This is a genomic window from Streptomyces sp. NPDC059906 (assembly GCF_042730645.1).
In the GTDB taxonomy this organism is placed as follows: domain Bacteria; phylum Actinomycetota; class Actinomycetes; order Streptomycetales; family Streptomycetaceae; genus Streptomyces; species Streptomyces rubrogriseus.
Genome location: NZ_JBHWKU010000007.1, coordinates 13,691 through 39,777, shown reverse-complemented (window position 1 = coordinate 39,777; position 26,087 = coordinate 13,691). Strand labels below are relative to the sequence as shown.

Annotated in this window: 25 protein-coding genes; 9 read left to right on the top strand and 16 right to left on the bottom strand. The window is 70.2% G+C overall.

Features of this window, described 5'->3' with window-relative positions:
- Positions 1-6 precede the first annotated feature (6 nt).
- The 5 genes from ACFV9J_RS13530 to ACFV9J_RS13510 are packed head-to-tail and all read right to left on the bottom strand — an operon-like array spanning position 7 to position 4,477.
- Complete coding sequence (locus tag ACFV9J_RS13530; RefSeq protein WP_385353660.1) at positions 7-663, bottom strand: ABC transporter; 657 nt, start codon at positions 661-663, stop codon at positions 7-9.
- Positions 651-2,174 carry an ABC transporter permease gene (locus ACFV9J_RS13525; protein ID WP_385353658.1) on the bottom strand — a complete coding sequence of 508 codons (1,524 nt, stop codon included), beginning with the start codon at positions 2,172-2,174 and terminating at the stop codon, positions 651-653. The genes ACFV9J_RS13530 and ACFV9J_RS13525 overlap by 13 nt, the downstream gene beginning before the upstream one ends.
- Positions 2,171-3,031, bottom strand: coding sequence for an ABC transporter ATP-binding protein (locus tag ACFV9J_RS13520; protein WP_385353656.1), 861 nt, complete (start codon positions 3,029-3,031; stop codon positions 2,171-2,173). The genes ACFV9J_RS13525 and ACFV9J_RS13520 overlap by 4 nt, the downstream gene beginning before the upstream one ends.
- Before the next feature lie 43 nt (positions 3,032-3,074).
- Positions 3,075-3,938: a zf-HC2 domain-containing protein gene (locus ACFV9J_RS13515; RefSeq protein ID WP_385353654.1), complete on the bottom strand. Its 864-nt coding sequence runs from the start codon at positions 3,936-3,938 to the stop codon at positions 3,075-3,077.
- Complete coding sequence (locus tag ACFV9J_RS13510; RefSeq protein ID WP_011029464.1) at positions 3,935-4,477, bottom strand: RNA polymerase sigma factor; 543 nt, start codon at positions 4,475-4,477, stop codon at positions 3,935-3,937. The genes ACFV9J_RS13515 and ACFV9J_RS13510 overlap by 4 nt, the downstream gene beginning before the upstream one ends.
- A 679-nt stretch (positions 4,478-5,156) precedes the next feature.
- Between ACFV9J_RS13510 and ACFV9J_RS13505 the strand changes: the two genes are divergently transcribed.
- The 7 genes from ACFV9J_RS13505 (at position 5,157) to pstB (ending at position 13,652) form a co-directional block, all read left to right on the top strand.
- Entirely contained in the window at positions 5,157-7,415 is a 2,259-nt protein-coding gene (locus ACFV9J_RS13505) for an RNA degradosome polyphosphate kinase (protein WP_385353651.1), read from the top strand.
- The gene (locus ACFV9J_RS13500; protein ID WP_385353649.1) at positions 7,396-8,736 is read left to right on the top strand and encodes a CHAD domain-containing protein; all 1,341 of its coding nucleotides are present in this window, start codon (positions 7,396-7,398) and stop codon (positions 8,734-8,736) included. Before ACFV9J_RS13505 ends, ACFV9J_RS13500 begins: the two co-directional genes overlap by 20 nt.
- A gap of 60 nt (positions 8,737-8,796) precedes the next feature.
- Positions 8,797-9,252: an NUDIX hydrolase gene (locus tag ACFV9J_RS13495; RefSeq protein WP_385353647.1), complete on the top strand. Its 456-nt coding sequence runs from the start codon at positions 8,797-8,799 to the stop codon at positions 9,250-9,252.
- A gap of 198 nt (positions 9,253-9,450) precedes the next feature.
- Positions 9,451-10,578: a phosphate ABC transporter substrate-binding protein PstS gene (pstS, locus tag ACFV9J_RS13490; protein WP_385353645.1), complete on the top strand. Its 1,128-nt coding sequence runs from the start codon at positions 9,451-9,453 to the stop codon at positions 10,576-10,578.
- A 170-nt stretch (positions 10,579-10,748) separates the two neighbouring features.
- Positions 10,749-11,759 carry a phosphate ABC transporter permease subunit PstC gene (gene pstC, locus ACFV9J_RS13485; RefSeq protein ID WP_385353643.1) on the top strand — a complete coding sequence of 337 codons (1,011 nt, stop codon included), beginning with the start codon at positions 10,749-10,751 and terminating at the stop codon, positions 11,757-11,759.
- Positions 11,756-12,820 (top strand): phosphate ABC transporter permease PstA, encoded by a 1,065-nt coding sequence (gene pstA, locus ACFV9J_RS13480; protein ID WP_385353641.1) that lies wholly within the window; start codon positions 11,756-11,758, stop codon positions 12,818-12,820. Before pstC ends, pstA begins: the two co-directional genes overlap by 4 nt.
- 55 nt (positions 12,821-12,875) lie before the next feature.
- Positions 12,876-13,652, top strand: coding sequence for a phosphate ABC transporter ATP-binding protein PstB (pstB, locus tag ACFV9J_RS13475; protein WP_328658193.1), 777 nt, complete (start codon positions 12,876-12,878; stop codon positions 13,650-13,652).
- Between the two features lie 128 nt (positions 13,653-13,780).
- Here the strand turns inward: pstB and pitH are convergent, their stop codons facing one another.
- Complete coding sequence (gene pitH, locus ACFV9J_RS13470) at positions 13,781-14,779, bottom strand: low-affinity phosphate transporter PitH (RefSeq protein WP_333753205.1); 999 nt, start codon at positions 14,777-14,779, stop codon at positions 13,781-13,783.
- A 7-nt stretch (positions 14,780-14,786) separates the two neighbouring features.
- A complete protein-coding gene (locus tag ACFV9J_RS13465) occupies positions 14,787-15,407 on the bottom strand; it encodes a DUF47 domain-containing protein (protein ID WP_003974832.1) in 621 nt (206 codons plus the stop codon).
- 207 nt (positions 15,408-15,614) lie between these two features.
- Here ACFV9J_RS13465 and ACFV9J_RS13460 point away from each other — a divergent pair, with 207 nt between their 5' ends.
- On the top strand, positions 15,615-16,004 hold the full coding sequence (locus tag ACFV9J_RS13460; protein ID WP_385353637.1) for a metal-sensitive transcriptional regulator: 390 nt from the start codon (positions 15,615-15,617) through the stop codon (positions 16,002-16,004).
- Here the strand turns inward: ACFV9J_RS13460 and ACFV9J_RS13455 are convergent.
- Together ACFV9J_RS13455 and ACFV9J_RS13450 are read right to left on the bottom strand one after the other, a co-directional pair.
- A complete protein-coding gene (locus tag ACFV9J_RS13455; protein WP_007451049.1) occupies positions 15,990-16,154 on the bottom strand; it encodes a hypothetical protein in 165 nt (54 codons plus the stop codon). The two genes, ACFV9J_RS13460 and ACFV9J_RS13455, sit on opposite strands and share 15 nt — an antisense overlap.
- Before the next feature lie 77 nt (positions 16,155-16,231).
- Entirely contained in the window at positions 16,232-17,131 is a 900-nt protein-coding gene (locus tag ACFV9J_RS13450) for a hypothetical protein (protein ID WP_385354090.1), read from the bottom strand.
- A 614-nt stretch (positions 17,132-17,745) separates the two neighbouring features.
- Between ACFV9J_RS13450 and ACFV9J_RS13445 the strand changes: the two genes are divergently transcribed.
- Positions 17,746-19,359, top strand: a complete 1,614-nt coding sequence (locus ACFV9J_RS13445) for an FAD-binding oxidoreductase (RefSeq protein ID WP_385353635.1) — start codon at positions 17,746-17,748, stop codon at positions 19,357-19,359.
- Positions 19,360-19,362: 3 nt separating this feature from the next.
- Here ACFV9J_RS13445 and ACFV9J_RS13440 read toward each other — a convergent pair whose 3' ends face one another.
- The 7 genes from ACFV9J_RS13440 to ACFV9J_RS13410 all read right to left on the bottom strand — a co-directional run bounded on the left by ACFV9J_RS13440 (position 19,363) and on the right by ACFV9J_RS13410 (position 26,081).
- Positions 19,363-20,079, bottom strand: coding sequence for a phosphatase PAP2 family protein (locus ACFV9J_RS13440; RefSeq protein ID WP_385353633.1), 717 nt, complete (start codon positions 20,077-20,079; stop codon positions 19,363-19,365).
- Positions 20,080-20,285: 206 nt separating this feature from the next.
- Positions 20,286-21,308: a transglycosylase TgdA gene (gene tgdA / locus ACFV9J_RS13435; protein WP_385353631.1), complete on the bottom strand. Its 1,023-nt coding sequence runs from the start codon at positions 21,306-21,308 to the stop codon at positions 20,286-20,288.
- A gap of 671 nt (positions 21,309-21,979) precedes the next feature.
- Entirely contained in the window at positions 21,980-22,438 is a 459-nt protein-coding gene (locus ACFV9J_RS13430) for a hypothetical protein (RefSeq protein WP_385353629.1), read from the bottom strand.
- A 92-nt stretch (positions 22,439-22,530) separates the two neighbouring features.
- Complete coding sequence (locus tag ACFV9J_RS13425; protein ID WP_385353627.1) at positions 22,531-22,785, bottom strand: hypothetical protein; 255 nt, start codon at positions 22,783-22,785, stop codon at positions 22,531-22,533.
- Positions 22,786-23,010: 225 nt separating this feature from the next.
- Positions 23,011-23,505 (bottom strand): hypothetical protein, encoded by a 495-nt coding sequence (locus ACFV9J_RS13420; protein WP_385354088.1) that lies wholly within the window; start codon positions 23,503-23,505, stop codon positions 23,011-23,013.
- A 186-nt stretch (positions 23,506-23,691) separates the two neighbouring features.
- Positions 23,692-24,237 (bottom strand): hypothetical protein, encoded by a 546-nt coding sequence (locus tag ACFV9J_RS13415; protein WP_385353625.1) that lies wholly within the window; start codon positions 24,235-24,237, stop codon positions 23,692-23,694.
- Complete coding sequence (locus tag ACFV9J_RS13410) at positions 24,234-26,081, bottom strand: alpha/beta hydrolase (RefSeq protein ID WP_385353623.1); 1,848 nt, start codon at positions 26,079-26,081, stop codon at positions 24,234-24,236. The genes ACFV9J_RS13415 and ACFV9J_RS13410 overlap by 4 nt, the downstream gene beginning before the upstream one ends.
- Positions 26,082-26,087 lie beyond the last annotated feature (6 nt).

The window sequence follows — 26,087 nt, the reverse complement described above, 5'->3', positions numbered from 1 at the left end:
CGTCCGTCACCGACCGGCCTCGCGGCCCAACGGCTCCGGCCCGCAAACCGCCCCCACCAGGGCCACCGCCGCCGCCAGCACCGCCCACCGGTCGTGCCCGACGGACCAACGCGGGTCGCTGGCCTGGACGAACAGCGCCCAGCCCTCCGGCGCGAGCAGGGGCGCGAGGACGGCCGTGAGCAGCAGGGACGCGGCGACGTAGGGCCCCGGACGCGCCTCGTCCGACAGCCGTACGGCCAGGGCGGCGATCGCGAGGGCGAGGGCGCCCACCGCCAGCGCCTCCAGGGTGATCCCACCGGCCGGGGGGCGGGACGCCGAGGGGGTCAGGAGCAGTACGGCCGTCCACCACAGCGCGGCGAGCGGCGCGACCAGGGCCACCCGCAGCGCCTGCCGGACCGGTCTCGGGGTCGGCACGGGCGTGGTGAGGTGGCGGGCCGGGTCGTCCAGCAGGAAGGCCAGGCCGACCGCGCCGATCAGGGCGGTGCCCCGCAGCAGCAACAGCGACTGCCAGGGGGCCGGTTCGGCGCCGGTAACGAGAGGGGCGCCGGCGACCAGCAGGCCGAGGGTCCCCGCCGCGGCCAGGGCCCGCCAGGGCAGCGTGCGCCACAGAGGTCCGGCCAGGTCCACCGTGAGCGCGCCCCGGGCCGCCGTCATTCCTCGCACGAGTCCGCCTTCTTCGGTCCGGGCACCCCGAGCAGTTCGGCGACGCGGGCGGTCGTGACACCCGGTTCGGTCAGTTCGGCCCAGTGCTCCTTCACCCGCGCACCGGTCCCGGCGGGCGGGTTCTCCAGCAGGCGGCGCACGACATCCGTCTGGCCCTCCGTCATGGACAGCGGATCGGTGGGCGACAGGACGATCGCGGAGCCCGTCACGCTGTCGTCGAGGCGGACCCGGCGCAGGGCGTCCATCGGATCGTCCTGCCAGCTCAGGGAGAGCCACATGACGGTGACCATCCGCCCGTCGCACAGCTCGCTGCCGGCCGCCTCGGTGCCCGCGACGAGGACGGCGGCGACCGCACTGGAAAACCCGGGGACCCGGTTGCCGCCCCAGGCGGTGCCCACGGTCACCCGATCGGTGTCGGTCAGCGCGGGGATCGCGGCGTCGACCCCCGGCCCGTACCGGGCGTCGAGCCGCTGCCGTACGACGAGCGGCCGGTCGTGGGCGGAGCCGCCGGCCACGGCCTGGACGCGGTCCACGACCCCGGCCCAGGCGCCGGTGCGCGGCGCCCACTCGGGGAAGGCGCAGTACGTCGAACCGCCCTGCTCGGCACAGGTCAGGTCGGGGTTCACCGAGGCGCGCTCGCGGGCCGCGGTCAGTTCCGGCGACGGCGACGCGCCCCCGGCCTGGAGGATGCCGCCGGTCACCGCCGCCGCGAGGCTCAGGACCAGTCCCGCACGGACGGCCGCGGTGCGCCCTCCGGCGACGGCCACCGCCAGAAAGGCGACGCACAGGGCCGCGCCCGCCAGGTACAGGGCGTGCCAGGCGGCCGGGCGCCCGAGCAGGTCGGAGGGCAGGCTGTCGGGGCCGATCCCGGGGACGGCCGGTGCCAGCCAGGACAGTCCGCTCACCTCGCTCGGCCCGCTCCCCAGGACAAACACGAACAGCAGCACGACCACCACCAGCAGCGGCGCGGCGAAGGCCGACATCGTCAGGCGGCCGAGCAGCACCCCGAGCGCCCCGAATCCCAGCACCGTCAGCGGCCCCACCGCCAGTTCGGCCGGCGAACCGTGCCCGATCGCACCCGGCTTGAGCGCCTCCCAGCCGAACTGGCCGGCCACGCAAACGGCGGTGAGCAGGACGGCCGGTACGACGGACAGCGCGTGAGCGGCCGTACGGCGCCAGGGCTGCAGGACCAGGACCGAGAAGTGGTGCTCGGTTCCGTGGCGTTCGGAGCGCACGACCGCGCGTGCGGCGCCCAGCAGGACGGCGAGACCGACGAGCATCGGCACGGACTGGGTGGCGCGGTCGGCGACCTGGAGGGCGGGGTTGCCGTCCCAGGACTCCCGCGTACGCCAGACGATCCACGCGGCGTACCCCAGGAAGGCGACGACGACGGGGACGCTCAGCAGCAGCCTGCGGGCCTCGAACCGGGCGAGGGCGAGCACGGCCCGCACCCCGCGGTCCTTGAGCGGCGCCTGTACGGGCGCGGACTCCTCCACCAGCACGGCGCTCATGCCGCCACCTCCGTGCCCGCGTCGTCGAGGACGAGCAGGTAGCCGTCCTCCAGGGTGGGTTCGGCCGGTTCGGCGCCCGGGGGCGGGTCGCCGACGTTCCGGAAGGAACCGGTCCCGGTGCGCCAGCCGGCCTTGGCTCCGGGGTCCTTCTCCGTGCTGCTCCACACCCGCCCGGCGGCCCGCGCGGTCAGCTCGGCCGGAGTCCCGTCGAAGCGCACCGCCCCGGCCGCCATCACGATCACCCGGTGGCAGAGCATCGCCACGTCCTCGGTCTGGTGGGTGGACAACAGCACGGTCCGACCCTCCCCGGCCCCGGCGATCAGCTCCCGGAACCGCATCCGCTGCTCGGGGTCGAGACCGACGGTCGGCTCGTCCAGCACCAGGAACCCCGGGTCGCCCACCAGCGCGGCGGCCAGCGCGACCCGCTGCCGCATACCTCCGGACAGCTTCTTTATCCGGCGCCCGCGCACGTCCCCCAGGTCGACCTCGTCCAGTACCCGCCGCACCTCGCGGTGCCGCTCCCGGCGGTCCGCCAGCTCCTTCAGGATCGCCACGTAGTCGACGAACTCGAAGGCGGTGAAGTCCGGGTGGAAACCGGGCGTCTGCGGCAGATAGCCGAGCCGCCGCCGCACCTCCTGCCGGCCGCGCGAACTCCCGGGGTCGTGCCCGAGGACGGTGAAGGCCCCCCGGTCCGCGGTCACCGCGGTGGCGAGCACCCGCAGCAGCGTGGTCTTCCCGGCGCCGTTGGGCCCGAGCAGCCCGGTGACGCCCGGGGTCAGCCGCAGCGAGACGTCGTCGAGGGCACGGGTGCGCCCGTAGTGCAGGCTCAGGCCGGAGGCGGAAACGGTGGGGGTCATTCGGCACTCCCATACGTGAAGGGGGTCGAGAAAAAGGAGGGGCTCACGCGACACCGCGCCCCGAGAAGTCGAACCGGTCGCGGAGCAGGAACAGCAGCCCCGCGCCCAGTACCGCCACCAGCCCGGACACGCCCTGCCCGGCCGCGGTGAACGGCGCCAGCGGGCCGTCCGTGGACGCGCGGGCCGCGTCCGCGGCCAGCAGCACCGCCGCCCAGGCGCACACGAGCACGGACGGCGCGAGCACGGGGCCCAGCCTGGGCGTCAGCGCGAGCCCGGTCGCGGTGAGGGCGAGGCCGGGCAGCAGCCAGGCCAGGGCGGCCGGCCCGTACCCCGGCAGCGCGAGGCTGGCCAGTCCGCCCACCCCGAGCGCCACCACGAGCACGGCGACGGTACGGATCATCAGCAGCCGGAAGCCGTGCATCGGCGAGACGACGGCCATCTCGTGCGTGGGATCCAGCGCGGGCCCGTAGGCGAGCGCCACCGAGACCAGCGGCAGCAGCGGGGCGCAGACCAGGAACAGGGTGGGCCGGCCGGCGGCACTGGCCGAGACCGCCACGAGGAAGGTCACGAGCAGCACGGCGGCGAGCGCGCCGAACCAGGACCGGCGCAGTATGGGGGTGGCGGCGAGCAGTCGCGCGGTACCGTCGCCCGCCCCGCACCGCACCAGCAGCCGTTCGAACCACCCCGGCCGGGGCGCGTCCAGCTCGGCGTCGAGCCGTTCCCAGCCCGCGTCCAGCGCGGCGGCGTCGCTCACCTCGGCGAGGACGCCCCGGCAGGTGGCGCAGGAGGTCAGATGGGCGTCGGCGGACCAGAGGGCGGGCGCCGCCAGCTCTCCCCGGGCGTAGGCCCGCAGGTCGTCCTCGTCCACATGCCAGGCGTCCCGGGGACGGTTTTCCTCGATTCTCATGCCAGCGCCTCCCGCAACTGCCGGCGGGCCCGCATCGCCCGCGTCTTGACCGTGCCCGGCGGGATGCCGAGCAGGACGGCCGCCTCACGGGTGGTCAGCCCGTCGACGACGGTGGCCTGGAGCACCGCGCGCAGCTCCGGCGAGAGCCGTACGAGCGCACCGGCGAGGTCCCCGTGCTCGACGCCGGCGAGGACGCGCTCCTCCGCCGAGACCTCGTCCCGGTGCCGCAGCCGCGCCAGCGCCTGCCGCAGCCGTCCGCGCGCGCCCTCGCCGCGCAGCGCGTCGATCAGCCGCCGCGACCCGATCCGCCACAGCCATCCCGCCACGTCCCCTTCCTCCCGGTAGCGCGCGCTGCCGCGCCACACCGCGAGGAAGGTCTCCTGCACGACGTCGTCGACCACGGCGGCATCGGCGCAGCGGCTGCGCATGCGGGCGGTCAGCCAGGGTGCGTACCGGCGGTACAGCTCCTCGAAGGCACGGCGGTCGGCATCGGCCGCGACGGCCCGCAGCAGCTCCCCGTCGCTTCTCGTTTCGCTCACATCTCCTCATCGCACGAGCCCTGCCGATCGGTTCACACGATCTCCCGGCCGGGGCCTTTGCGAGGGTAGGGGGTGTGGTGAGCCGGGGTTCCTTGGTCACCCGGGGTGGGTGTGGGCGCGGGGTGGGTCACGGGGCCCGGCGCTGCCGGGGTGCCGCTGCGCCCACCCGTGCCGCCCCAGCGGCACGACTGCCCGCAGCTGCGGAGCGCAGCCGCCGCAGGAGCCGCGCGCGGCGGGAAGGGGCAGCGCAGCATAGGCGGGCCGCAGGCGCGTACGGCGAGGAGGGGCAGCGCGGCGTGGGCGGGCCGCAGGCGCGTGCGGCGAGGAGGGGTCGTGTCGGGGGGTGTTCGCCCGCAGCGGTTGGCGCGTCAACGCCCTGAGCCCCCGTAGCCAACCGATTCCGCGCCGTTCCGAGGACGAACACCCCCCGGCGCGGCCCCGACCCACCACCGAACACAAGGCGCTACGCGCACCCCCACCCACCCCGCACAGGCGCCGCAGGCACCCCCAGCCACCACCCTCCAGAGGCACCCCGCTATCCCTCACGTCATGTCCCCGTAACCATCGATTCAGACAGCCTTGCGAGGCTCACCGAATGAAGCCGACCGAGCCACAGCCTTCCGGGCCCTGGGAGCCCTCCGACGCGCCTGAGTCGCGCGCGGCGCGGAAGAATGGGTTCATGAGGCAGCCGAACACGCAGGCCGAGGTCCAGCACACGCAGCACACGCAGCACACGCAGCCCTCCGTGGGTTCCATCGCGGCGCACCGCCCGGACACCGTGGCCGCCACGGTGTCCGGCCTGGAGCCGGACATCGACGCCGACCTCGACGCGTACGAGGAGTCGGAGGAGTCCCAGGACGGCGGCGCCCGCCTCCCGCAGGGCCGCTTCCTGGACCGCGAACGCAGTTGGCTCGCGTTCAACGAACGCGTACTCGAACTCGCCGAGGACCCGAACACCCCCCTCCTGGAGCGGGCCAACTTCCTCGCGATCTTCGCCAGCAACCTGGACGAGTTCTTCATGGTCCGCGTCGCCGGCCTCAAGCGCCGCATCGCGACCGGCGTGGCCACCCGCTCCGCCTCCGGCCTCCAGCCCCGCGAGGTGCTGGACATGATCTGGGCCCGCTCCCGCGAGCTGATGGCCCGGCACGCCGCCTGCTTCCACGAGGACGTCGCCCCGGCCCTCGCCGAGGAGGGCATCCACCTGGTCCGCTGGAGCGAGCTGGCCGAGAAGGAGCAGGCCCGCCTGTTCACCCTCTTCCGGCACCGGATCTTCCCGGTCCTCACCCCCCTCGCGGTCGACCCGGCCCACCCCTTCCCGTACATCTCGGGCCTCTCCCTCAACCTCGCGGTCGTCGTCCGCAACCCCGTCACCGGCCACCGCCACTTCGCCCGCGTCAAGGTCCCCCCGCTGCTCTCCCGCTTCCTGGAGGCCTCCCCGGGCCGCTACGTCCCGGTCGAGGACGTCATCGCCGCCCACCTGGAGGAGCTGTTCCCGGGCATGGAGGTGCTGGAGCACCACACCTTCCGCCTCACCCGCAACGAGGACCTGGAGGTCGAGGAGGACGACGCGGAGAACCTGCTCCAGGCCCTGGAGAAGGAGCTGATGCGGCGCCGCCTGGGCCCGCCCGTCCGCCTGGAGGTCGAGGAGTCCGTCGACCGCGAGGTCCTGGACCTCCTCGTGCGCGAGCTGAAGATCGGCGAGGCGGAGGTCTACCCGCTCCCCGGCCCCCTGGACCTCACCGGCCTCTTCCGCATCCACAGCATCGACCGGCCCGAGCTGAAGTACCCGAAGTTCGTCGCCGGCACCCACCGCGACCTGGCCGAGGTCGAGTCCGCGTCCGCGCCGGACATCTTCGCCGCCCTGCGCACCAAGGACGTCCTGCTCCACCACCCGTACGACTCCTTCTCCACCTCCGTGCAGGCGTTCCTGGAGCAGGCCGCCGCCGACCCGGACGTCCTGGCGATCAAGCAGACGCTGTACCGGACGTCCGGCGACTCCCCCATAGTCGACGCGCTCATCGAGGCGGCCGAGTCCGGCAAGCAGGTCCTCGTCCTGGTGGAGATCAAGGCCCGCTTCGACGAGTCCGCCAACATCAAGTGGGCCCGCAAGCTGGAGGAGTCCGGCTGCCACGTCGTCTACGGCCTGGTGGGCCTGAAGACCCACTGCAAGCTCTCCCTGGTCGTACGGCAGGAGGGCGAGACCCTGCGCCGCTACAGCCACGTCGGCACCGGCAACTACCACCCGAAGACGGCCCGCCTCTACGAGGACCTGGGCCTGCTCACCTCGGACCCGCAGGTCGGCGCGGACCTCTCCGACCTGTTCAACCGCCTCTCCGGCTACTCACGGCGCGAGACCTACCGCCGCCTCCTCGTCGCGCCCAAGTCGCTGCGCGACGGCCTCGTCTCCCGCATCCACAAGGAGATCCAGCACCACCGCGCCGGCCGCCCGGCCCACGTCCGCATCAAGGTCAACTCGATGGTCGACGAGGCCGTGGTCGACGCCTGCTACCGCGCCTCCCAGGCCGGTGTGCCGGTCGACGTGTGGGTGCGCGGCATCTGCGCGCTGCGCCCGGGCGTGCCGGGCCTGTCGGAGAACATCCGGGTCCGCTCCGTCCTCGGCCGCTTCCTGGAGCACTCGCGGGTCTTCGCCTTCGGCAACGGCGGTGAGCCCGAGGTGTGGCTCGGCAGCGCCGACATGATGCACCGCAACCTCGACCGCCGGATAGAGGCCCTGGTCCGGGTGACCGACCCGGCCCACCGGGCGGCTCTGAACCGGCTCCTCGAGAACGGCATGTCCGACGGCACCGCCTCCTGGCACCTCGGCCCGGACGGCGAGTGGACCCGGCACGCGACCGACGCGGACGGCCAGCCCCTGCGCAACATCCAGGAGATGCTCATAGACGCCCGGAGGCGCCGGCGTGGCACAGCGACACCTTGACCCGACGGACATTCCGACGGACATTCCACCGGAAACCACCACGCACCCCCAGGCGACCACCGGACCACCGCACCCCGCCTCGACCGACGCGCACGCGCACGGGGGCACGCAGGGGAACGCCACCGCGGCCCCGCACGCCGACGCGGGCACCGACGCCCTGGCGGGCTACCTGCGCGCCCAGGCCACCGAGTTCCTGCGCGCACTGCGCCGCCACCGCGAGTCGGGACCGGGCACGGGCAGCGGAACGGGTACGGGCACGGCGGCGGGCGCCAACGGCGCCCTCGGCGAACCGGACCGGGCGGCCCAGCCCCCGGACGACGTGGACGCGGCCCGCGCCCTGCGCCGCGCCGCCCGCCGCATCAGCGGCACCCTGCACACCTTCCAGCCGCTGCTGGACGCCGGCTGGGCGGAGGAGATGCGCCCCGAGCTGGCCTGGCTGTCCGGCACGCTGGCGCTGGAGCACGCGTACGCGTCCCGTCTGGAGCGCCTGCTCCAGGCCCTGCACCGGCTCTCCGGGTCGACGGCGTTCCCGGCCCCGCGTCCGGTGGGCCGGGCCACAACCGCCACCACCACCACGGCCGTACCGCCCGCCGTACCGCCCGCCGCACCCCCCACCCACCCGGCGTCCGCGAACCGCGGCAACCTCACGGTGGGCGCGGCCAAGGCGGGCGCGCTGCTCGACCGGCAGCTGACCCTGGCCCGCACCCGGGCGCACTCCACCGCCCTCCAGGCCCTGGGCAGCAGCCGCTTCCACGCCGTCGCCGACAAGGTCGCCTTACTGGCCAGCGAAGTCCCCCTGAGCAGCGCCGGACGCAGGGCCGCTTCCGCCGCCGCCCCCGCCGCCCCCGGCACCGCGCCCGTCGACCTCCGCCCGCTGGCCACCGCCGCGCAGGAGCGCCTCACGGACGCCGTGGCCGCCCTCCCCCTGGTCACCGCGGGCAGTCCGTACAACGCCGAGGCGCTGGTCCACGGGCTCTCCCCGGACCCCGCCCCGCACCCCCAGGACACCCCGTGGCACCAGGTCCGCCTGCTGCTGCGCCTGCACCGCTACGCCCTGGAGGCGCTGGCCGGCGCGGACACCGGGACCGGCGACGCCGACTCGGTGGACGTACGCCTTCTCGCGGCCGGCGAGGCCCTCGACCGCCACCGCGACGCCTCCGAGGCCGCCGCGGCCGCCGCCCAGGCCGCGCGTACCCCGCGCATCGCCCCGGCCACGGCGTACGCGCTCGGCGTGCTCCACGCCGACCAGCGGCATGAGGTGGAGGCCGCGCGGTACGCGTTCCAGCACAGCTGGCGCAAGGAACCGATCAGGCTGCCGTAGGAACCGCAGGAACCGCAGGAACCTGGGAACGGCCGCAGGACAACGGGAGGCGTGCGCACCGTGAGCCCCGCAGACGACGGCACCACGGTCCGGGCGGCCGGCTGCGTCCTGTGGCGCCCCGCGCCGCAGGCGGCCCCCCACGACCGGGAGCTGTGCCTCGTGCACCGCCCGAAGTACGCCGACTGGTCGCATCCGAAAGGCAAGCTCAAGCCGGGCGAGGACCCGCTCGCGGGCGCCCTGCGCGAGGTCGCGGAGGAGACGGGCTACGCCGCCGTGCCGGGCGCCGAGCTGACCACCGTGCGCTACCTCGCGAACGGCCGCCCCAAGGAGGTCCGCTACTGGGCCGCCGCGGCCACCACCGGCGCCTTCGCCCCCTCCGACGAGGTCGACCGCATCCTGTGGCTGGCCCCCGAGGCGGCCCGCGCCCGCCTCACCCGGCCCCGGGACCGGGCCCTGGTCGACGAGCTGCTCGCCACGCGCCTTCCCGGAGCGCCCGGCGCACGCGGCGAGGTCTGAGAGCCTTCACTCCCTCTCCGGAACCGACCCGTGTCCTTGACGTAAGCGTTCCGTGACCTCACCGCACCGTCCACAGGGGTTCACCCCGCGTTCATTTACGTCCTTCGGCGCCTTCATCTGATCTGCCTAATTTCGGCCTTACCACTCCTCGCACGCCGCCGAATTCAGGACGGCGGCTCCTGGAAGGAACTCCCTCAAGTGAAGCTTCAGCGCATGAACCGGCGGGCCCTCGCTCTCGGTGCTCTCGCCGTCTCCGGCGCCCTGGCCCTCACGGCGTGCGGCTCCGACGACACCGGCGGCAACAGCGGCAGCGACTCCAGCTCCGCCGCCGCCAACAGCAACATCAAGTGCGACGACGCCAAGGGCCAGCTCCAGGCCTCCGGCTCGTCCGCCCAGAAGAACGCCATCGACGCCTGGGTCAAGCAGTACGTCGCCGCCTGCAACGGCGTGCAGATCAACTACAACCCGACCGGTTCCGGCGCCGGCATCACCGCCTTCACGCAGGGCCAGACCGCGTTCGCCGGTTCGGACTCCGCGCTGAAGCCGGACGAGGTCGAGGCCTCGAAGAAGGTCTGCAAGGACGGCCAGGCCATCGACCTGCCGATGGTCGGCGGCCCGATCGCGGTCGGCTTCAACGTCACCGGCGTCGACTCGCTCGTCCTGGACGCGCCGACCATGGCGAAGATCTTCGACAGCAAGATCACCAACTGGAACGACGAGGCGATCAAGAAGCTCAACCCCGACGCCAAGCTGCCCGACCTGAAGATCCAGGCCTTCCACCGCTCGGACGAGTCCGGCACCACGGACAACTTCACCAAGTACCTGAAGGCCGCCGCGCCGGCCGACTGGAAGTACGAGGGCGGCAAGTCCTGGGAGGCCAAGGGCGGCCAGTCCGCGCAGGGCTCCTCCGGCCTGGCCGGCCAGGTGAAGCAGACCCCCGGCGCCATCTCGTACTTCGAGCTGTCCTACGCCAAGGACGGCATCAAGACCGTCGACGTCAAGACCGCGGCCGCCGAGCCGGTCAAGGCCACCGTCGAGAACGCCACCGCCGCCATCGGCGCGGCCAAGGTCGTCGGCACCGGCAAGGACCTGGCGCTGGAGCTGGACTACACCCCGGACGCCGCGGGCGCCTACCCGCTGGTCCTGGTGACGTACGAGATCGTCTGCGACAAGGGCAACAAGGCGGACACCCTGCCCGCCACCAAGTCCTTCCTGAACTACATGGCCTCGGAGGACGGCCAGGGCCTGCTGGCCGACGCCGGCTACGCCCCGATGCCCACCGAGATCATCACCAAGGTCCGCGAGACCGTCTCGGGCCTGAGCTGACCCGAGTGCGGTCCGGTCTCCACGCGGAGCCGACGGCGTCCCCTCCCGGGACCGACAGCGCCCCCCGCCGAAGACCGGACCGCACCGTCCGGTGCACCGCCGCCAGGAGCCCCCGACCGGGGCTCCGCCCGAGCCGCCGACCACGGCGGCTCCGCAGACCGGAGAACCCGATGGACATAACAACGGACACCCAGAAGCCGGCCCCTTCCCGCCCACCCCAGCCGCCCGCCGCCAAGGACACGCGCGCCGGCCGCGGCGTCGCCCGCCCCGGCGACCGGATCTTCGTCGGGCTCTCCCGCGGGTCCGGCATCCTCGTGCTGGTCATCATGGCCGCCATCGCGGCCTTCCTCACCTACCGCGCCGTCCTCGCCATCGGCGAGGACGAGGCGAACTTCTTCACCAGCTTCGAATGGAACCCGACCGGCAGCCCGCCGGAGTTCGGCATCGCGGTCCTGGCCTACGGCACCGTCGTGTCGTCGATCATCGCCATGGCCATCGCCGTCCCGGTCTCGGTCGGCATCGCGCTGTTCATCACGCACTACGCCCCGCGCAAGCTCGGCGGCCTGATCGGCTACGTGATCGACCTGCTCGCCGCCGTGCCCTCGATCGTCTACGGCCTGTGGGGCGCGCTCGTCCTGGTGCCGCACCTGAACGGCCTCTACGGCTGGCTCGACGCGTACCTCGGCTGGACCGGGATCTTCGAGTGGAACGGCGGCGCGGGACGCTCGCTGCTCACCGTGGGCATCCTGCTGGCGATCATGATCCTGCCGATCATCACCAACGTCAGCCGTGAGGTCTTCCGGCAGGTCCCGCGCATGCACGAGGAGGCCGCCCTGGCCCTCGGCGCCACGCGCTGGGAGGTCATCCGGATGTCGGTGCTGCCCTTCGGCCGCTCCGGCGTCATCTCCGCCTCGATGCTCGGCCTCGGGCGCGCGCTCGGCGAGACGATGGCCGTGGCCATGGTGCTCTCCCCGACCTTCGACATCACCCCGAGCCTGCTCGACCCGGGCGGCGGCACCTTCGCCCAGAACATCGCCAGCAAGTTCAACGAGGCCACCCAGATGGGCCGCGACGCCCTGATCGCCTCCGGTCTGGTCCTGTTCGTCATCACCCTGCTGGTCAACGGCGGCGCCCGCATGATCATCGCCCGCCGCAAGGAGTACTCGGGGGCCAACGCATGAGCCACGCAACCCTGACCCCCGCCCCCAAGAACCGCAGCTCCCTGCGCGCCGCCACCCTGCCCAAGTGGTTCCCCTGGGCGGTCGCGGCCGGCTCGGTCCTCCTCGGCCTCGGCATCAGCGCCGCCGCCGGCCTGAACAGCAGCATCCAGTGGGCCCTGATCGCCGCGGTCCTCTTCGTCGCCGGGTCGTACGGCATCTCGGCGCGCGTCGAGGGCGGCCGGCAGGCCAAGGACCGGGTCGCGACCAGCATGGTCTGGGTCGCCTTCCTGCTGGCCCTGATCCCGCTGCTCTCCCTGATCTGGGAGACCGTGAAGCAGGGCGTGAAGGTCCTCGACGGCTACTTCCTGACCCACTCGATGGGCGTGGTCGGCGACAGCGAGCCCGGCGGCGGCATCTACCACGCCATCCTCGGCACCCTGGAGCAGGTCGGCCTCGCCACGCTGTTCTCCGTGCCGGTCGGCGTGCTCACCGCGATCTACCTGGTCGAGTACGGCCGCGGCCGGCTCGCCAAGGCCGTCACCTTCTTCGTGGACGTCATGACGGGCATCCCGTCGATCGTCGCGGGCCTGTTCGTGCTCAGCCTGTGGGTGCTGATCCTGGACATGGGACCGTCCGGCGTCGCGGGCTCCTTCGCCCTGTGCATCCTGATGATCCCGGTGGTCGTCCGCTCCACCGAGGAGATGCTGAAGCTCGTCCCGAACGAGCTGCGCGAGGCGTCCCTCGCCCTGGGCGTGCCGAAGTGGCGCACGATCCTCAAGGTGGTCCTGCCGACCTCGGTCGGCGGCATCGTCACCGGCGTCATGCTGGCCGTCGCCCGCATCACCGGCGAGACGGCCCCCGTGCTGCTGCTGGTCTGGGGCACCGACTTCATCAACGCGAATCCCTTCCAGGACCCGCAGGAGTCGCTGCCGATGTACATCTACCTGCAGTACGGCGCGGGCTCCGACGCGGCCTACGACCGTGCCTGGGCGGCGGCCCTGACGCTGATCGCCTTCATCATGATCCTCAACCTCGCGGCCCGCGGCATCGCCCGCTGGAAGGCCCCGAAGACCGGTCGCTGACGCGACCCCGCAGAAGCACCGTCCGCGACCGGACCCGAAAGAAGCAGTGATACCCATGGCCAAGCGCATAGATGTCAGCGGCCTCAACGCCTACTACAGCTCCTTCCTGGCCATCGAGGACATCTCGATGACCGTCGAACCCCGCTCCGTGACGGCCTTCATCGGCCCCTCCGGCTGCGGCAAGTCCACCTTCCTGCGCACGCTCAACCGCATGCACGAGGTCACCCCGGGCGGCCGCGTCGACGGCAAGGTGATGCTCGACGACGAGAACCTCTACGGCGCGGGCATCGACCCGGTGGCCGTGCGCCGCGAGGTCGGCATGGTCTTCCAGCGCCCGAACCCCTTCCCGACGATGTCGGTGTACGACAACGTGGCGGCGGGCCTGCGCCTGAACGGCAAGTACAAGAAGTCCCAGCTGGACGACGTCGTCGAGAAGTCGCTGCGCGGCGCCAACCTCTGGAACGAGGTCAAGGACCGCCTGAACAAGCCGGGCTCCGGCCTCTCCGGCGGCCAGCAGCAGCGCCTGTGCATCGCGCGGGCGATCGCGGTCGAGCCGAACGTGCTCCTGATGGACGAGCCCTGCTCCGCCCTGGACCCGATCTCCACCCTGGCGATCGAGGACCTGATCGGCGAGCTGAAGGAGCGCTTCACGATCGTCATCGTGACGCACAACATGCAGCAGGCGGCGCGCGTCTCGGACCGTACGGCGTTCTTCAACCTGGCGGCGGTCGGCCAGCCCGGCAAGCTGATCGAGATCGACGAGACGGAGCGGATCTTCTCCAACCCGTCGGTCCAGGCCACGGAGGACTACATCTCCGGCCGCTTCGGCTAGACCGGCCCCGCCCCACCGAAACCCCTCGCGGTGCTGCATGGCGGTGCCACCGCGAGGAGCACAAGGGCCCGCCCCCGAAACCGGGGGCGGGCCCATCGCCGTACTGCGGCGCCTGCCGCGGAAACGCGCTACAGAACCGCCAGGTTCACGATCCAGAACGACACCGCGGCCACCACCGCGGCGGCGGGCATCGTGATGAACCACCCCATGATGATGTTCTTCGCGACCCCCCACCGCACGGCGTTGACCCGCTTCGTCGCCCCCACGCCCATGATCGCGGAGGTGATCACGTGCGTCGTGGAGATCGGCGCGTGGAAGATGAAGGCCGACCCGAACATGATCGAGGCGCCCGTCGTCTCCGCGGCGAACCCCTGCGGCGGGTCCAGCTCGATGATCTTCCGGCCCAGCGTCCGCATGATCCGCCAGCCACCGGCGTACGTCCCCGCGGACAGCATCAGCGCGCAGGCGAGCTTCACCCACACCGGGATCGGGTCGCCGTAGTCCTCGACGTCGGCGATGACCAGTGCCATCACCACGATGCCCATCGTCTTCTGCGCGTCCTGCAGGCCGTGCCCCAGCGCCATGCCCGCCGCCGACACGGTCTGCGCGATGCGGAAGCCGCGCTTCGCCTTGTGCGGATTGGCCCGCCGGAAGATCCACATGATCGCGGTCATCACCAGGTAACCGGCGAGCAGGCCGATCACCGGCGACACGAACATGGGGATGACGATCTTGTCGACGACCCCGTGCCAGTACACGGTCGTGCTCCCGGCCAGCGCCGCGCCGACCATGCCGCCGAACAGCGCGTGCGAGGAGGACGAGGGAAGCCCGAAGTACCAGGTGATGAGGTTCCAGACGATGGCGCCCACGAGCGCCGCGAAGAGGATGCCCATCCCCTTCGAACCCTCGGGGGTCTCGATGACCCCCTCACTGACGGTCTTGGCGACCCCGGATCCCATGAACGCGCCGGCCAGGTTCATCACCGCGGCCATGGCGAGCGCCGCCCGCGGCGTCAGCGCGCGCGTCGACACGGAGGTGGCGATCGCGTTGGCCGAATCGTGGAAACCGTTGGTGTAGGTAAAGAAGAGCGCGACCCCGATGGTCACGACCAGAGCAAAGGTGTCCATGAAGGGGTCAGGACTCCTTGACGGCGATGGTCTCCACCGTGTTCGCCACGTGCTCGAACGCGTCGGCCGCTTCCTCCAGCACGTCCACGATCTGCTTCAGCTTCAGCACCTCGATGGCCTCGTACTTGCCGTTGAAGAGGTGCGCGAGCAGCTTGCGGTGGATCTGGTCGGCCTGGTTCTCCAGGCGGTTGACCTCGATCCAGTACTCGGTGAGGTTGTCCATGGTGCGCAGGTTCGGCATGGCCTCGGCGGTCAGCTCGGCGGCCCGCGCCAGCACCTCGATCTGCTGCTCGACGCCCTTGGGCAGTTCCTCGACGTTGTAGAGGACGACCAGGTCGACGGCCTCCTCCATGAAGTCCATGATGTCGTCGAGGGAGGAGGCGAGGTTGTAGATGTCCTCGCGGTCGAAGGGCGTGATGAACGAGGAGTTCAGCTGGTGGAAGATCGCGTGCGTGGCGTCGTCACCCGCGTGTTCGGCGGCCCGCATACGCTCTGCGATCTCGGCCCGGGCGGATGCGTCCGCCCCGAGCAGTTCCATCAGGAGCTTGGAGCCCGTGACGATGTTGTCCGCGGAGGCGGCGAACATGTCGTAGAAGCTCGTCTCCCTGGGGGTCAGACGAAAGCGCACGTGGGGTCCTCGGGGTGCATGGGTTTCGGTCAGGCTGATGCTAGGCGCATCATCCGGCCACTGCTAACGGGCCGTCCCCCAGTGTCGCCCATCAGGCAGAGTGATGAGCAGGGGGGCGACACCGGGCGTTCCGGCAAAGGCCCCCTACCCGGGAAAGTTCGTTACCATATACCCACCAGGGGTATATGTCCGCTATTGGAGGACGCGATGACGACCACCGAGGCCGGCGCGGGTGCGCCCTCCCCCGCCGTGGACGAGGCGGCACACCAGGCCGAGACGGACGGCACGGACATCGTGACCGACCACGACCGCGGCATCCACGGCTACCACAAACAGAAGGACGAGCACCTCAAACGCCTGCGCCGCATCGAGGGCCAGATCCGCGGCCTGCAGCGGATGGTCGACGAGGACGTCTACTGCATCGACATACTGACCCAGGTCTCCGCCTCCACGAAGGCCCTGCAGTCCTTCGCGCTGCAACTGCTGGAGGAGCACCTGCGCCACTGCGTCGCCGACGCGGCCCTCAAGGGCGGCACCGAGATCGACGCGAAGGTGGAAGAGGCGACGAAGGCCATCGGCAGGCTACTGCGCACGTGAGCGCTCCTCGGCGACGCGCAGCACCTCGTCGATGCTCTCCAGGCTGAGCCGCTCCCGGGCGGCCGACGCCGCGATGATCAGCTCGCCGCACAGCTCGATCTCGGCGAGGGCCACGTGGTCCTGAACCGCCGTACCGCCGACCGGAGCCACACGCGTCACCTCGTCTCTGCCGTCACCGACTTCCTAGAGTAGGGAGCGGCCTACGCACCGCGCATGGCACGGAAGGGCTAGTTCTTGCCGTCCACGCCCCGCTCGCCGGGCTCGGCGGCGATCCTGCCGGCGTAGATGTCCTCGTCCTCGGGCAACCGTACGCGCACGGCGGCGCCGAAGTCGTAGAGCAGCGTCGTCGAGGCGACGTCCACGGTGCCGGTGCCGTCCTCCTGCCCGTTGGCGAAGCTGAAGCGGTGCCGGACCTTGCGGATGCGGCCCTCGTCGTCGAGGTAGGCGTCGAACGGCACCTCGGCGGTGGCGAACCCCTCGGCCGCCGCGGCCAGCGCCTTCCTGTTGCCCTCCGAGGCACCGCGCGCCGCCCGCGCCAGATCGGCGGTCCCCCGGTAGTGCCGCACCGCGGTACCGGCGACCTCCGTGCGCTCCACGAACGTCGCCGTCCGCGTCCCCCGCAGCACCTCGGCGGCGGCGAACGGATCCGTCGCCCCGCCGGTCACCAGGTTCCCGTCGGACAGCGAGTCGGTCTCCACCCGCACCCACTTGTCGTCGGGGACACCGGCGCCCCGGTTCTTCATGAACAGGGCACCCGGAGCGAGCAGCTCGGTGATCGGCCGGTGCTCACTCGTCCCCGCCGGGTCCTGGGGCAGCCGCACCTTCAACTGCCCGAGCCGCTCCTCGAAGTCGTACACGCCCTCGCCCCGGATGGTCACCCGCGTCCCGCCGCTGGCCATCTGCATCGCGGTACGCGCCTTGGCGCTCCCGGCGGCCACCAGCCGGTCGGCGGCCCGGTGCAGCACGGCGACCGGATCGCCGCCGCCCGCTCCCTGGACGGAGGCCCCCTGCCCGGAACCGGAACACCCGGCAACGGCCAGACAGACGCAGACCGCACCGCCGGCGAGGGCGAGGCCGCCGCCCGCCCGCCCACTCCGCAGCTCCCGCTCCCGCTCCCGCCCGACCATCGCCACCTGCCATCCCAAGCCGTACGCCCGTTCCGGACCCCCTGCCGTCCCGCTTAACGAGGGGCAGGCAACCCCGGTAACGTTGTGGGCGTGGCGCAGCAGGACGGTCTCGAAGCCCCCGGGGACGCCCCGGAACACCTCACGACAACGGTCGAACAAGGCCCCTTCTGCCTGGCCCGCTGCACCTGCGGCTGGCGAGGCCCGGCCCGAAGAGCCAGAAGCCAGGCCCGCACAGACGCCGAAACCCACACCCTCACGTAGCCCCCTGGTAGCTGCGGGCCATCGTGCCCGCCCCCGTAGCTGCGGGCAGTCGCACCCCGGCCCCCCATAACTGCGGGCAGTCGTGCCCCTCCCCCCCCATAGCTGCGGGCAGTCGCACCCCGACCCCCATAGCTGCGGGCAGTCGTGCCCCTCCGCCCCCCCCATAGCTGCGGGCAGTCGTGCCGCTGGGGCGGCACGGGTGGGCGCAGGCGGCACCCGCCCAGCGCCGGCCAGCGCCCCCACCCCCGCGACGCCCCCAACGCCGTACACCTGTACACCCACCGCACCCCGGGAACCCACACCCCCACACCCCCCGTCTCCCTCCACGACCCCCCACGGGACGCGGAGGCGACATGCACCGACGCACATTCCTCACCACCACCACAGCCACCGCCCTGGCGGCAACGACAGCCGCCTGCACGGGCAAGGACCGACCCCCCGACACCGACGCCAAAGGCCCCGCACCCGGAACACGCACCGCACTCACCTCCGCCGGCAGCACCACCCGCACCCCCACCTCCACCCCCACTTCCACCCCCACCTCCACCGCCAAGGCCCCCGCCACCTGGACCGCCCTCGCCAAGTCCCTGGACGGCCCCCTGGTCCGCCCCGGCGACCCCACCTGGAAAACGGCCCACCAGCTCTACAACACCCGCTTCGACACCCTGAAACCCACCGCCGTCGCCTACGCCGCCCACCCCGACGACATCCGCACCGCCCTCTCCTACGCCCGCGCCCACCACCTCCCCGTCGCGATCCGCAACGGCGGCCACTCCTACGCCGGCTGGTCCTCCGGCGACGGCCGCCTGATCATCGACGTCTCCAAACTCAACCGCGTCCGCGCCGCCGCCGGCGAGGCGGTCGTCGGCGCCGGCGCCAAACTGATCGACGTCTACCGCGCCCTCGCCGCGAAGGGCGTGACCGTCCCGGCCGGCTCCTGCCCCACCGTCGGCATCTCCGGCCTCACCCTCGGCGGCGGCCACGGCGTCGTCTCCCGTGCCTACGGCCTGACCTGCGACAGCCTCACCCGGGCCACCCTGATCACCGCGGACGGCAAGGAGATCACCGCCGACGCGACAGGCGAGCACAAGGACCTCTTCTGGGCCCTGCGCGGCGCGGGCAACGGCAACTTCGGCATCGTCACGGAGTTCCGCTTCCGCACCCACCCCGCACCCCGCGCGGTGTCCGCGTACCTCTCCTGGCCCTGGCGACAGGCTGCCGCGGTCGTCCGCGCCTGGCAGGAGTGGGGCCCGGACCAGCCCGACGAGATCTGGTCCTCCCTCCACCTGGCCGCCGCCCCCGGCCGCACCCCCACCGTCTCGGTCGCCGCCTTCTCCCTCGGCACCCACGGCGAACTCCAGAACGCCGTGGACCGGCTCGCCGACCGCGTCGGCGCCTCCGCGAGCCACGTCTCCCTCAAGCGCCGTACGTACCAGGAGTCGATGGAGATGTACGCGGGCTGCTCGTCCTTCCCGACCGACGCCCGCTGCCATCTCCCGGGCTCCGCCCCCGGCCACTCACCGCAGGGCTCGCTCGGCCGCGAGACGTACGCGGCCCGCTCGGACTTCTTCGACCGCTCGCTCCCGCCGGCCGGCGTCAAGGCCCTGCTCTCCCGGCTCACCCCGGTGCACGGCGGCGCCGGCAGCGTCGCGTTCACGGCGCTCGGCGGAGCGGTGAACCGCGTCTCACCTACGGCCACCGCGTTCGTGCACCGGCGCTCCCGGATGCTGGCCCAGTACATCGCGTCGTGGCGCCCGGGTACGAGCGGCAGGGCGGCCCGGTCCTGGCTGGATTCCGCCCATGCCGCGATGCGCCCGTACGCCTCGGGGGCGGCCTACCAGAACTACCCGGACCCGGCCCTGAAGGACTGGCGGCGGGCCTACTACTCAGACGCGGCCCCGCGCCTGGCGCGTCTGAAGCACCAGTACGACCCGGACCGCGTCTTCACCTTCCCCCAGGCGCTGTGAGCGTCAGGCGGCGAGGTCCCGCTCGCCCGACGCCTCGGAGGCGCTCTCCTTGCGCGCCCCGGGGATCACGGCACCGCGTCCGGCGGCACCGGACCGGCCTCGCGCGCTGACCAGCCACCCCACCCGGGGCGAGCGCTCGACGGCCCGGGTCAGCGGCGTCAGCAGGGCCATGGCCACCGGCGACAGCAGCAGCGCGACCGCCGTACCGAGGGCGAAGCCGCCCACGACGTCGGTCGGGTAGTGGACACCCATGTAGACCCGGGCGAAGCCGCCGAACAGCGCGAGCACGATCGCGGCGATCCCGAACTTCCGGTTGGCGACGAACAGTCCGACCGCCAGGGCCATGCAGAGCGTGGCGTGGTCGCTCACGAACGAGAAGTCGTTCTTCCCCTCCACGAGCACTTCGAGACCGTCATGGGACTTGAAGGGACGGGGCCGCTCCACGAAACCCCGTATCGGCACGTTGACCAGCACCGCGACGCCTGCCGCGAGCGGCGCCCACACCAGGGCCGCCACGTTGGGGGCCGCGTCCTCGCCGCCCCGACGCCGCACACCCCACCAGCACCACAGCACCAGCAGCACGATCGCGAAGAGCAGTCCGTACTCACCGACGAACTCCATGACCCGGTCGAACCAGTGCGGCGCGTCCTTGGCCAGGCCGTTGATGTCGTAGAGCAGCTCGACGTCGGGGTTCGACCCGGATTCGGCGAGTCCAGCCATGGTGCTGCGGCCCCTTCGTCATGTCCTCCGGCGCGCCGAGCGCACGCCTCTTCTGCCACCCCCGTGGTCAGCCGTACGTCAACAGGAACGCACGGTCCCCGTTGATACGTTCCACACTCCACTGAATGATCACGCAGACGTTATCGAAGAGAAACACGTCGTCGCAGCTCAGGGCAGGGTTTCACGCTGGGTTCACACCCTCCCATTCACACCGTGGTGGGCAGCGCTTTCGCGCCATCCTCGGTCACCCGGGTGGCCCCGAAGTAGTCGGGGGTGTCGATCGGATCGAACCGAATGACCGCGCCCGTCCGCGGCGCGTCGATCATGTACCCGCCACCCACGTAGATCCCCACGTGCCGGATGGCCCGCGAGTTGGTGAGGTCGTCCGAGAAGAACACCAGGTCCCCCGGCAGCAGTTCGTCCCGCCCCGGATGGGGCCCCGCGTTGTACTGGTCGTTGGCGACCCGCGGCAGCTTGATCCCCACACTCTCGTACGCCGCCTTGGTCAGCCCCGAACAGTCGAACCGCCCGCCCTGCTCGGGCGTCCCGTTCCCACCCCACAGATACGGCGTCCCGAGCTTCTTCTGCGCGTAGGCGATGGCGCCGGCGGCCTGCTCGGACGGATCGACCCGGGTGGTGGGCGCGGCGAAGCTCTTCTCCAGCGTGGTGATGGTCTTGACGTAGTTCCTGGTTTCCTCGTACGGGGGCACGCCCTGATACCTGATCACCGCGTCGGGACCCGCGTTGTAGGAGGCCAGCATGTTCTCGGTCGGATCGCCCGGCACGCTCTTCACGTAGGAGGCGAGGGAGCAGTCGTACGAAGCGGCCGACGGGATCGCGTCCTCGGGATCCCACACGTCCCGGTCGCCGTCCCCGTCGCCGTCGACACCGTGGACGGCCCACGTGCCGGGAATGAACTGCGCTATCCCCTGCGCCGTCGCCGCGCTTCGGGCCTTCGGGTCGAACCCGCTCTCCTGGTACAACTGGGCGGCGAGCAGCGCGGGGTTGATGGCCGGGCAGAGATTGCCCCACTTCTGCACGATCGGCTGGTACACCGCGGGCACGCTCCCCTTGGCGAGCTTCTTGGCCCCGCCGCCCGCTCCGCCGCCGGCCAGGTTCCCGGCGACAAGGTAGACACCCACGACGAGCAGCATCACGAAGCCCATCCCCAGGGCAACCGCGACACCGGCACCGACCCACATCTTGCGCATGGTCCAACCATCCCCCATGCGCACGCTGTTCAGTGACGTTTACCAGCCATGTCGCGCCGAGTCAGCCGGTCGCGGGGCGCGCCGGGGGGAGCGGGGGGTACGGCGGATACGGGGGCGGCGGAGGCGTCCGCGGCCCGGTTGCGACCGTGCCGGGCGGCGGCGGGGGCTCGGCAGGAGACCTGGTCGGCTGCCGCGGCCTTGTCTGCGCCGGAGCCGGGGGCGGAGGCGGCGGCCCCGGTGGCGCTGGCGGGGGCACCGCGATCCCCGGCGACAGGTGCACTCCGGCGCGCATACCGGCGATCGTCGCCTCCCGGCGGCGGCACGCGTCCGGAGCGTCGTCACGTTCGTACACACGCTGGAAGCTGAGGCCCGGGAGTCGCTGGACGTCAAGCAGCCGATAGCCGAGCGTGTAGGCGATCTCGTCGGCCCGGCGGCCTTGCGCCGCGGTCAGGCGTCCGGGCGGCAGCACGACACGGGCGCGGCCGTCGAAGTGCGCGCGAATGGCGTCGTCCTCCACCTGCCGTCTCCCTCCCAGCACGTGACCGCGCATCAGCCTGATGGCCACCGATACACCCGTCTTCGGGGCAGTCAGCCCCTCGCCATGGACTTTCAGGATCGACTCGTCAGCGCTCCTCCCGCCCCTCGGACGCGTCGTGGCCTCGTTCTTCCCGTCACGTCCCGAGCTGAGATCAGGCGGGAATAGGATCATTGGAGGACCAGAACTTCGACCGGATGTTCGGAGCCGGAACCTCTTGCTGTGAGTAGTCCGGACTGCCGGGCTTGCCAGCCGGATCGGACACTTCGGATTTCTCCACACACGGCGTAGTAACACTGAAGTGGGTCTGACCACGAGCACCGACAAGTACCTGCAACTGGAACTCGTTCTTGGTTTTGAAGTTGGCGGCAAGCCCGTTCGCACTGACGTCGACCAGTTCGTAGCCCTGGCTCTTCCAATATCGCTCTACCACACCAAGAAATGCTGCACGTCGCTCCCCCGAAATAATTGTCATAACCGTCCGGTCGCGATCCACGTAGCAATCGGCTGGCACAGTATAGGTAGGCGTCCATTGAACGGCGGGCTTGATAGCAGCGAACGTCCTGTCGAGGATGTCGTCAGCACGATCGGCTGCCTCTTGCATGTTCATCATGACCTCCTGCTCACTGCGAGAGGAATCAGACCTGGATCGCCCACATCCAGCAAGTAACAAGGCAGTCACCACAGTGGCCAGAACTCTTCTTGTCATCGGGGCTTCTCCCTCGAAACAAGCCCAGGTTCACCGGTCACGATGGCGGCAATGTTCCTCGCAGACACCTGATCCTTCCCTTGTTCCGGGTTGAAGTAGTTCGAATGCGCATCAAGCGTCATATCTGAATTCCAGACGTCTGGAAGCGAGACGAGAGTGGGGCCGGACAACGTCTTAAACCTGTTCGCGCCGAACTCCCCGCTCGCAGGGTCCTTGCCGAACCAGAGATCATTATCGTCAGAATCGCTCACACTACCACCAGCACCGGAACCGATGAGCGCACCAGGTAGGCCACCGGCAATTAACCCGATGCCAGCACCTACGAGCGCGATCCAACCACCAGAATGGCCAGACTGAGAATAAACCCTTTTGCGTCATACTTCAGCTCGAAGGATTCCGCACTCTGTCACCCATTCGGACGCCCCTTGGTGTCGCTTAAAATCCGGATGGCTGGGCGGAAGACTTGGTCCTGGTTCTCAGCCTGATGACGGCGAAGGGGGAGGCTCACTGGATGACCAGAAGGCGTCTTCCACGTTGGGCCTCGGAATTGCTTCCCCGTAGTAGCTGTGACCGTACGCCCTCGCCTTCAGCGGGTCGACACTCGATTCTTTGACACAAGAGGTTTGAACGTCCAGGAAGAACTGGCCCTCTCCGCCGACGATCAAGCTCATTCGGAGCAGGCCGTCACTGCTCTCGGCGTAGACCTCGGGGAAATCAGTATTCGGGTTGACGTCGGTGATCTTATGCCCGTTCTTCTTCCAGTGGCGCTCGATTATGCCAAGCAGGGCCCCCCTCCTCTCCTTCGAAACCCTCGTCATGACAACCGCGCGGCGTGTGACGTCTCCCATTCCGGTCGAGTCGCCACCGCAACTGCCGTGGTCCGAAGCATCATGAGTCCACTCGACGGGAGGCTTCACCGCCGAGAGAGTCTCGTAGAGCAGTGCGTCGGCCTTGTCTGCCGCCTCCTGCATGCTCACGTTCATGCCCCTTCGCGCACTTTCTGAATCCACATTCTCTCCGCCGCAGCTCGCGACAGCGAGAAGTGTGAGCGCGATTCCGACCACTCGAATTGGAAGCACTTTCATCGCGACTCTTCTGTCGTGACCAGATCTGCTCTCCCAGCGGACGATTTTGGCGATACTGTTGGCAGCAGACCCTCAGAGGGCAGCGTCACTCGACCAGAATGTCGACTTCACATTCGGCGCGGGCAGGTTCTGTTTCGAGTAGTCGGGGCCGCTCGGTTTGCTGGTCGGCTGAGCAACTTCGGACTTCTCCACACACGGCGTGGTGACGCTGAGGTGAGCTTGACCGTTTGGCCCGATCAGGACTTCGATCTGGAATCCGTCCTGCGTCTTGAAGTGGGCGACAAGCCCGTTCTGACTCGTCGCAACGAGGCTGTACCCCTTACTCTTCCAATGGCGTTCCAGTACACCAAGGAAGCTGCCGCGCCGTTCGGTGGAGATGATAGTCATTACGGCGCGATCGCGATCCACATAGCAGTCACCCGGCATCGAGTACCGATGAGTCCATTGCACGGGAGGCTTGATGGCCGTAAAGGTCTCGTCCAGAATCTTGTCCGCCCTGTCTGCAGCGTCTTGCAGGTTCATCTTCGATTGACCTTCTTTGCTCGAGGATGAGGAACCTGTCGTGCCGCATCCAGAAAGAAGCAGCGCCAACAAGACCACTGCAACCCTCTTCTTCATCGCGGCGTCTCCCTTATGACGTATTCCGGATACCCTGCGACAATGGCAGCGATATTTTGCGCGGAGACCTTGTCCTTCCCATCTTCTGGAGTGAAGTAATTGCTATGAGCTTCAATATCAAACTTCGAATCCAACACATCAGGAAAGGAAGGCTGAATCAGCTCTGGTCCCGGCATAGTCTCAAACCTGTTGGCACCGAACGCCTTACTTGCCGGATCCTTTCCAAACCAGATGTCGTCGTCACCCTGGTCGGCAACCTCTCCTCCTATATACGCTCCAGCCAGCCCTCCCCCAAAGAATCCCACAGTTCCCGCCAGAGCTTCATTTTTCGAAGGGAGCTTGGTGACGATGTCATTCTCCGCCGCCCCCACCCAGACGTGATTCTTTCCCACACCAAGTTCCTCCGCCGCGTCAACGCCAACGCCGGGACTTCCGACAAGAATTACGTCGTCAGCGCCTGGGATTCCTCCTGCCTCCTGCGTGGCGGCCCCTACCAGTCGGGAACCATAGGAGTGCCCGATAGCAGTCACATGAGTGTCAGAGTTCTCATTGGTTGCCGAAATTCCATCCATGAAGCTGTTGTAGGCAGGGGCGCCGCGTTCAGCGTCGGCGACGGTCATTACATCAATCGATTGAGGGGCATCGTAGCCGAGCCATACGATCGCGGATGAGGAAGCATCGAATTTCTGAGCACCCATAGCCGTATAGTAGGCGCGTTTCACCGTACCATCGGCAAACTCGGAGTCGAGCTTGGTACCCAAGCCTGGCACATAAGCTGCCACATTCTTTGAGGTGTCGGGATTCCCATAGGCTACGATCGCCCTCCCGCTTCCCTCGAGCCCAACGCCGAGAAGATACATCGGCGGAACGCTGGTCTTCTCCAGCTTCTCCTGGATCTTCTCCAGGCCGCCCAGCTTGGCTTGAGACGCCTCGTCATGCCGACCCTCGAGTGAGGCGATGAGCAGGGGCAGACTTTCGCGATTTGCCTCATCTCGTACCAGGGAAGGAATGCCATCCAGATTTCCGATTAGTTCGGGGAACGCAATCCTGTATTCCTCGCGTTGTTCGTCGGTGAGGCTGTCCCACCACTCTTTCCGGTCTGCGGGAGACTTGTCCAACGGGACGGTGTCTCGAAGGTATTCACTCGCGGCCGAGCTGACAGCACCGACGTCGGCCGCCACGTCCGCCCACGTCTTCGAGCTGACGCCCAGCCCCGGCGCCGCCTTGAGCCTCCCCAACGCCTCGCTGTAGCGCTTGTCGATCTCCGTTGCTTCGCGCAGGGCGTGGGCGATGCGGTCGGCGATGTCCTGAGCCTTGGCGTGGTGCGGGTTGCCGTGGTGGATGTCGATGCCGCTGGTTCCCGCGTCGGGTGAGTACAACCCGTTGGCGCCAGGGCTGTGCAGGGCCCTGTTGCCGGGGCCCAGCATGCCGTTGTTGCCGACGGCCGTACCGCCAGGAACCTCGCCTCCGGTCGCCTTGTTCTCACCGCCGGCGGGAAACGTGACGTCCCCAGCCGCGCTGACCGGGTATCCCAATGCCGCCGCCTCGTCCAAGGCCTCGATCAACCGGCGGCGAGGGGAGGCGATCTCGGAGGAGAAGCCGTTGAGCGACCCGCTGACCAGGCCACACTCGACCTGGGTGTAGTGAAGGTTCTCCGAGAGCTTCTTCAGCTGCTTCTGTGCCGCGTCAGCGGCCTTTCCCTCATTGGCCTCGTCCATGGCTTTGGTGATCTGCTTGCCGACGCGTTCCCCGGCCGCGTCGGCCACATCGCTCACCGCGCGGTACCCGTCCGCGGCTTCCGCGTACTCGGCCGGCTTGATCGCCTTGAGAGTGCTGAGGTCCATACCGGA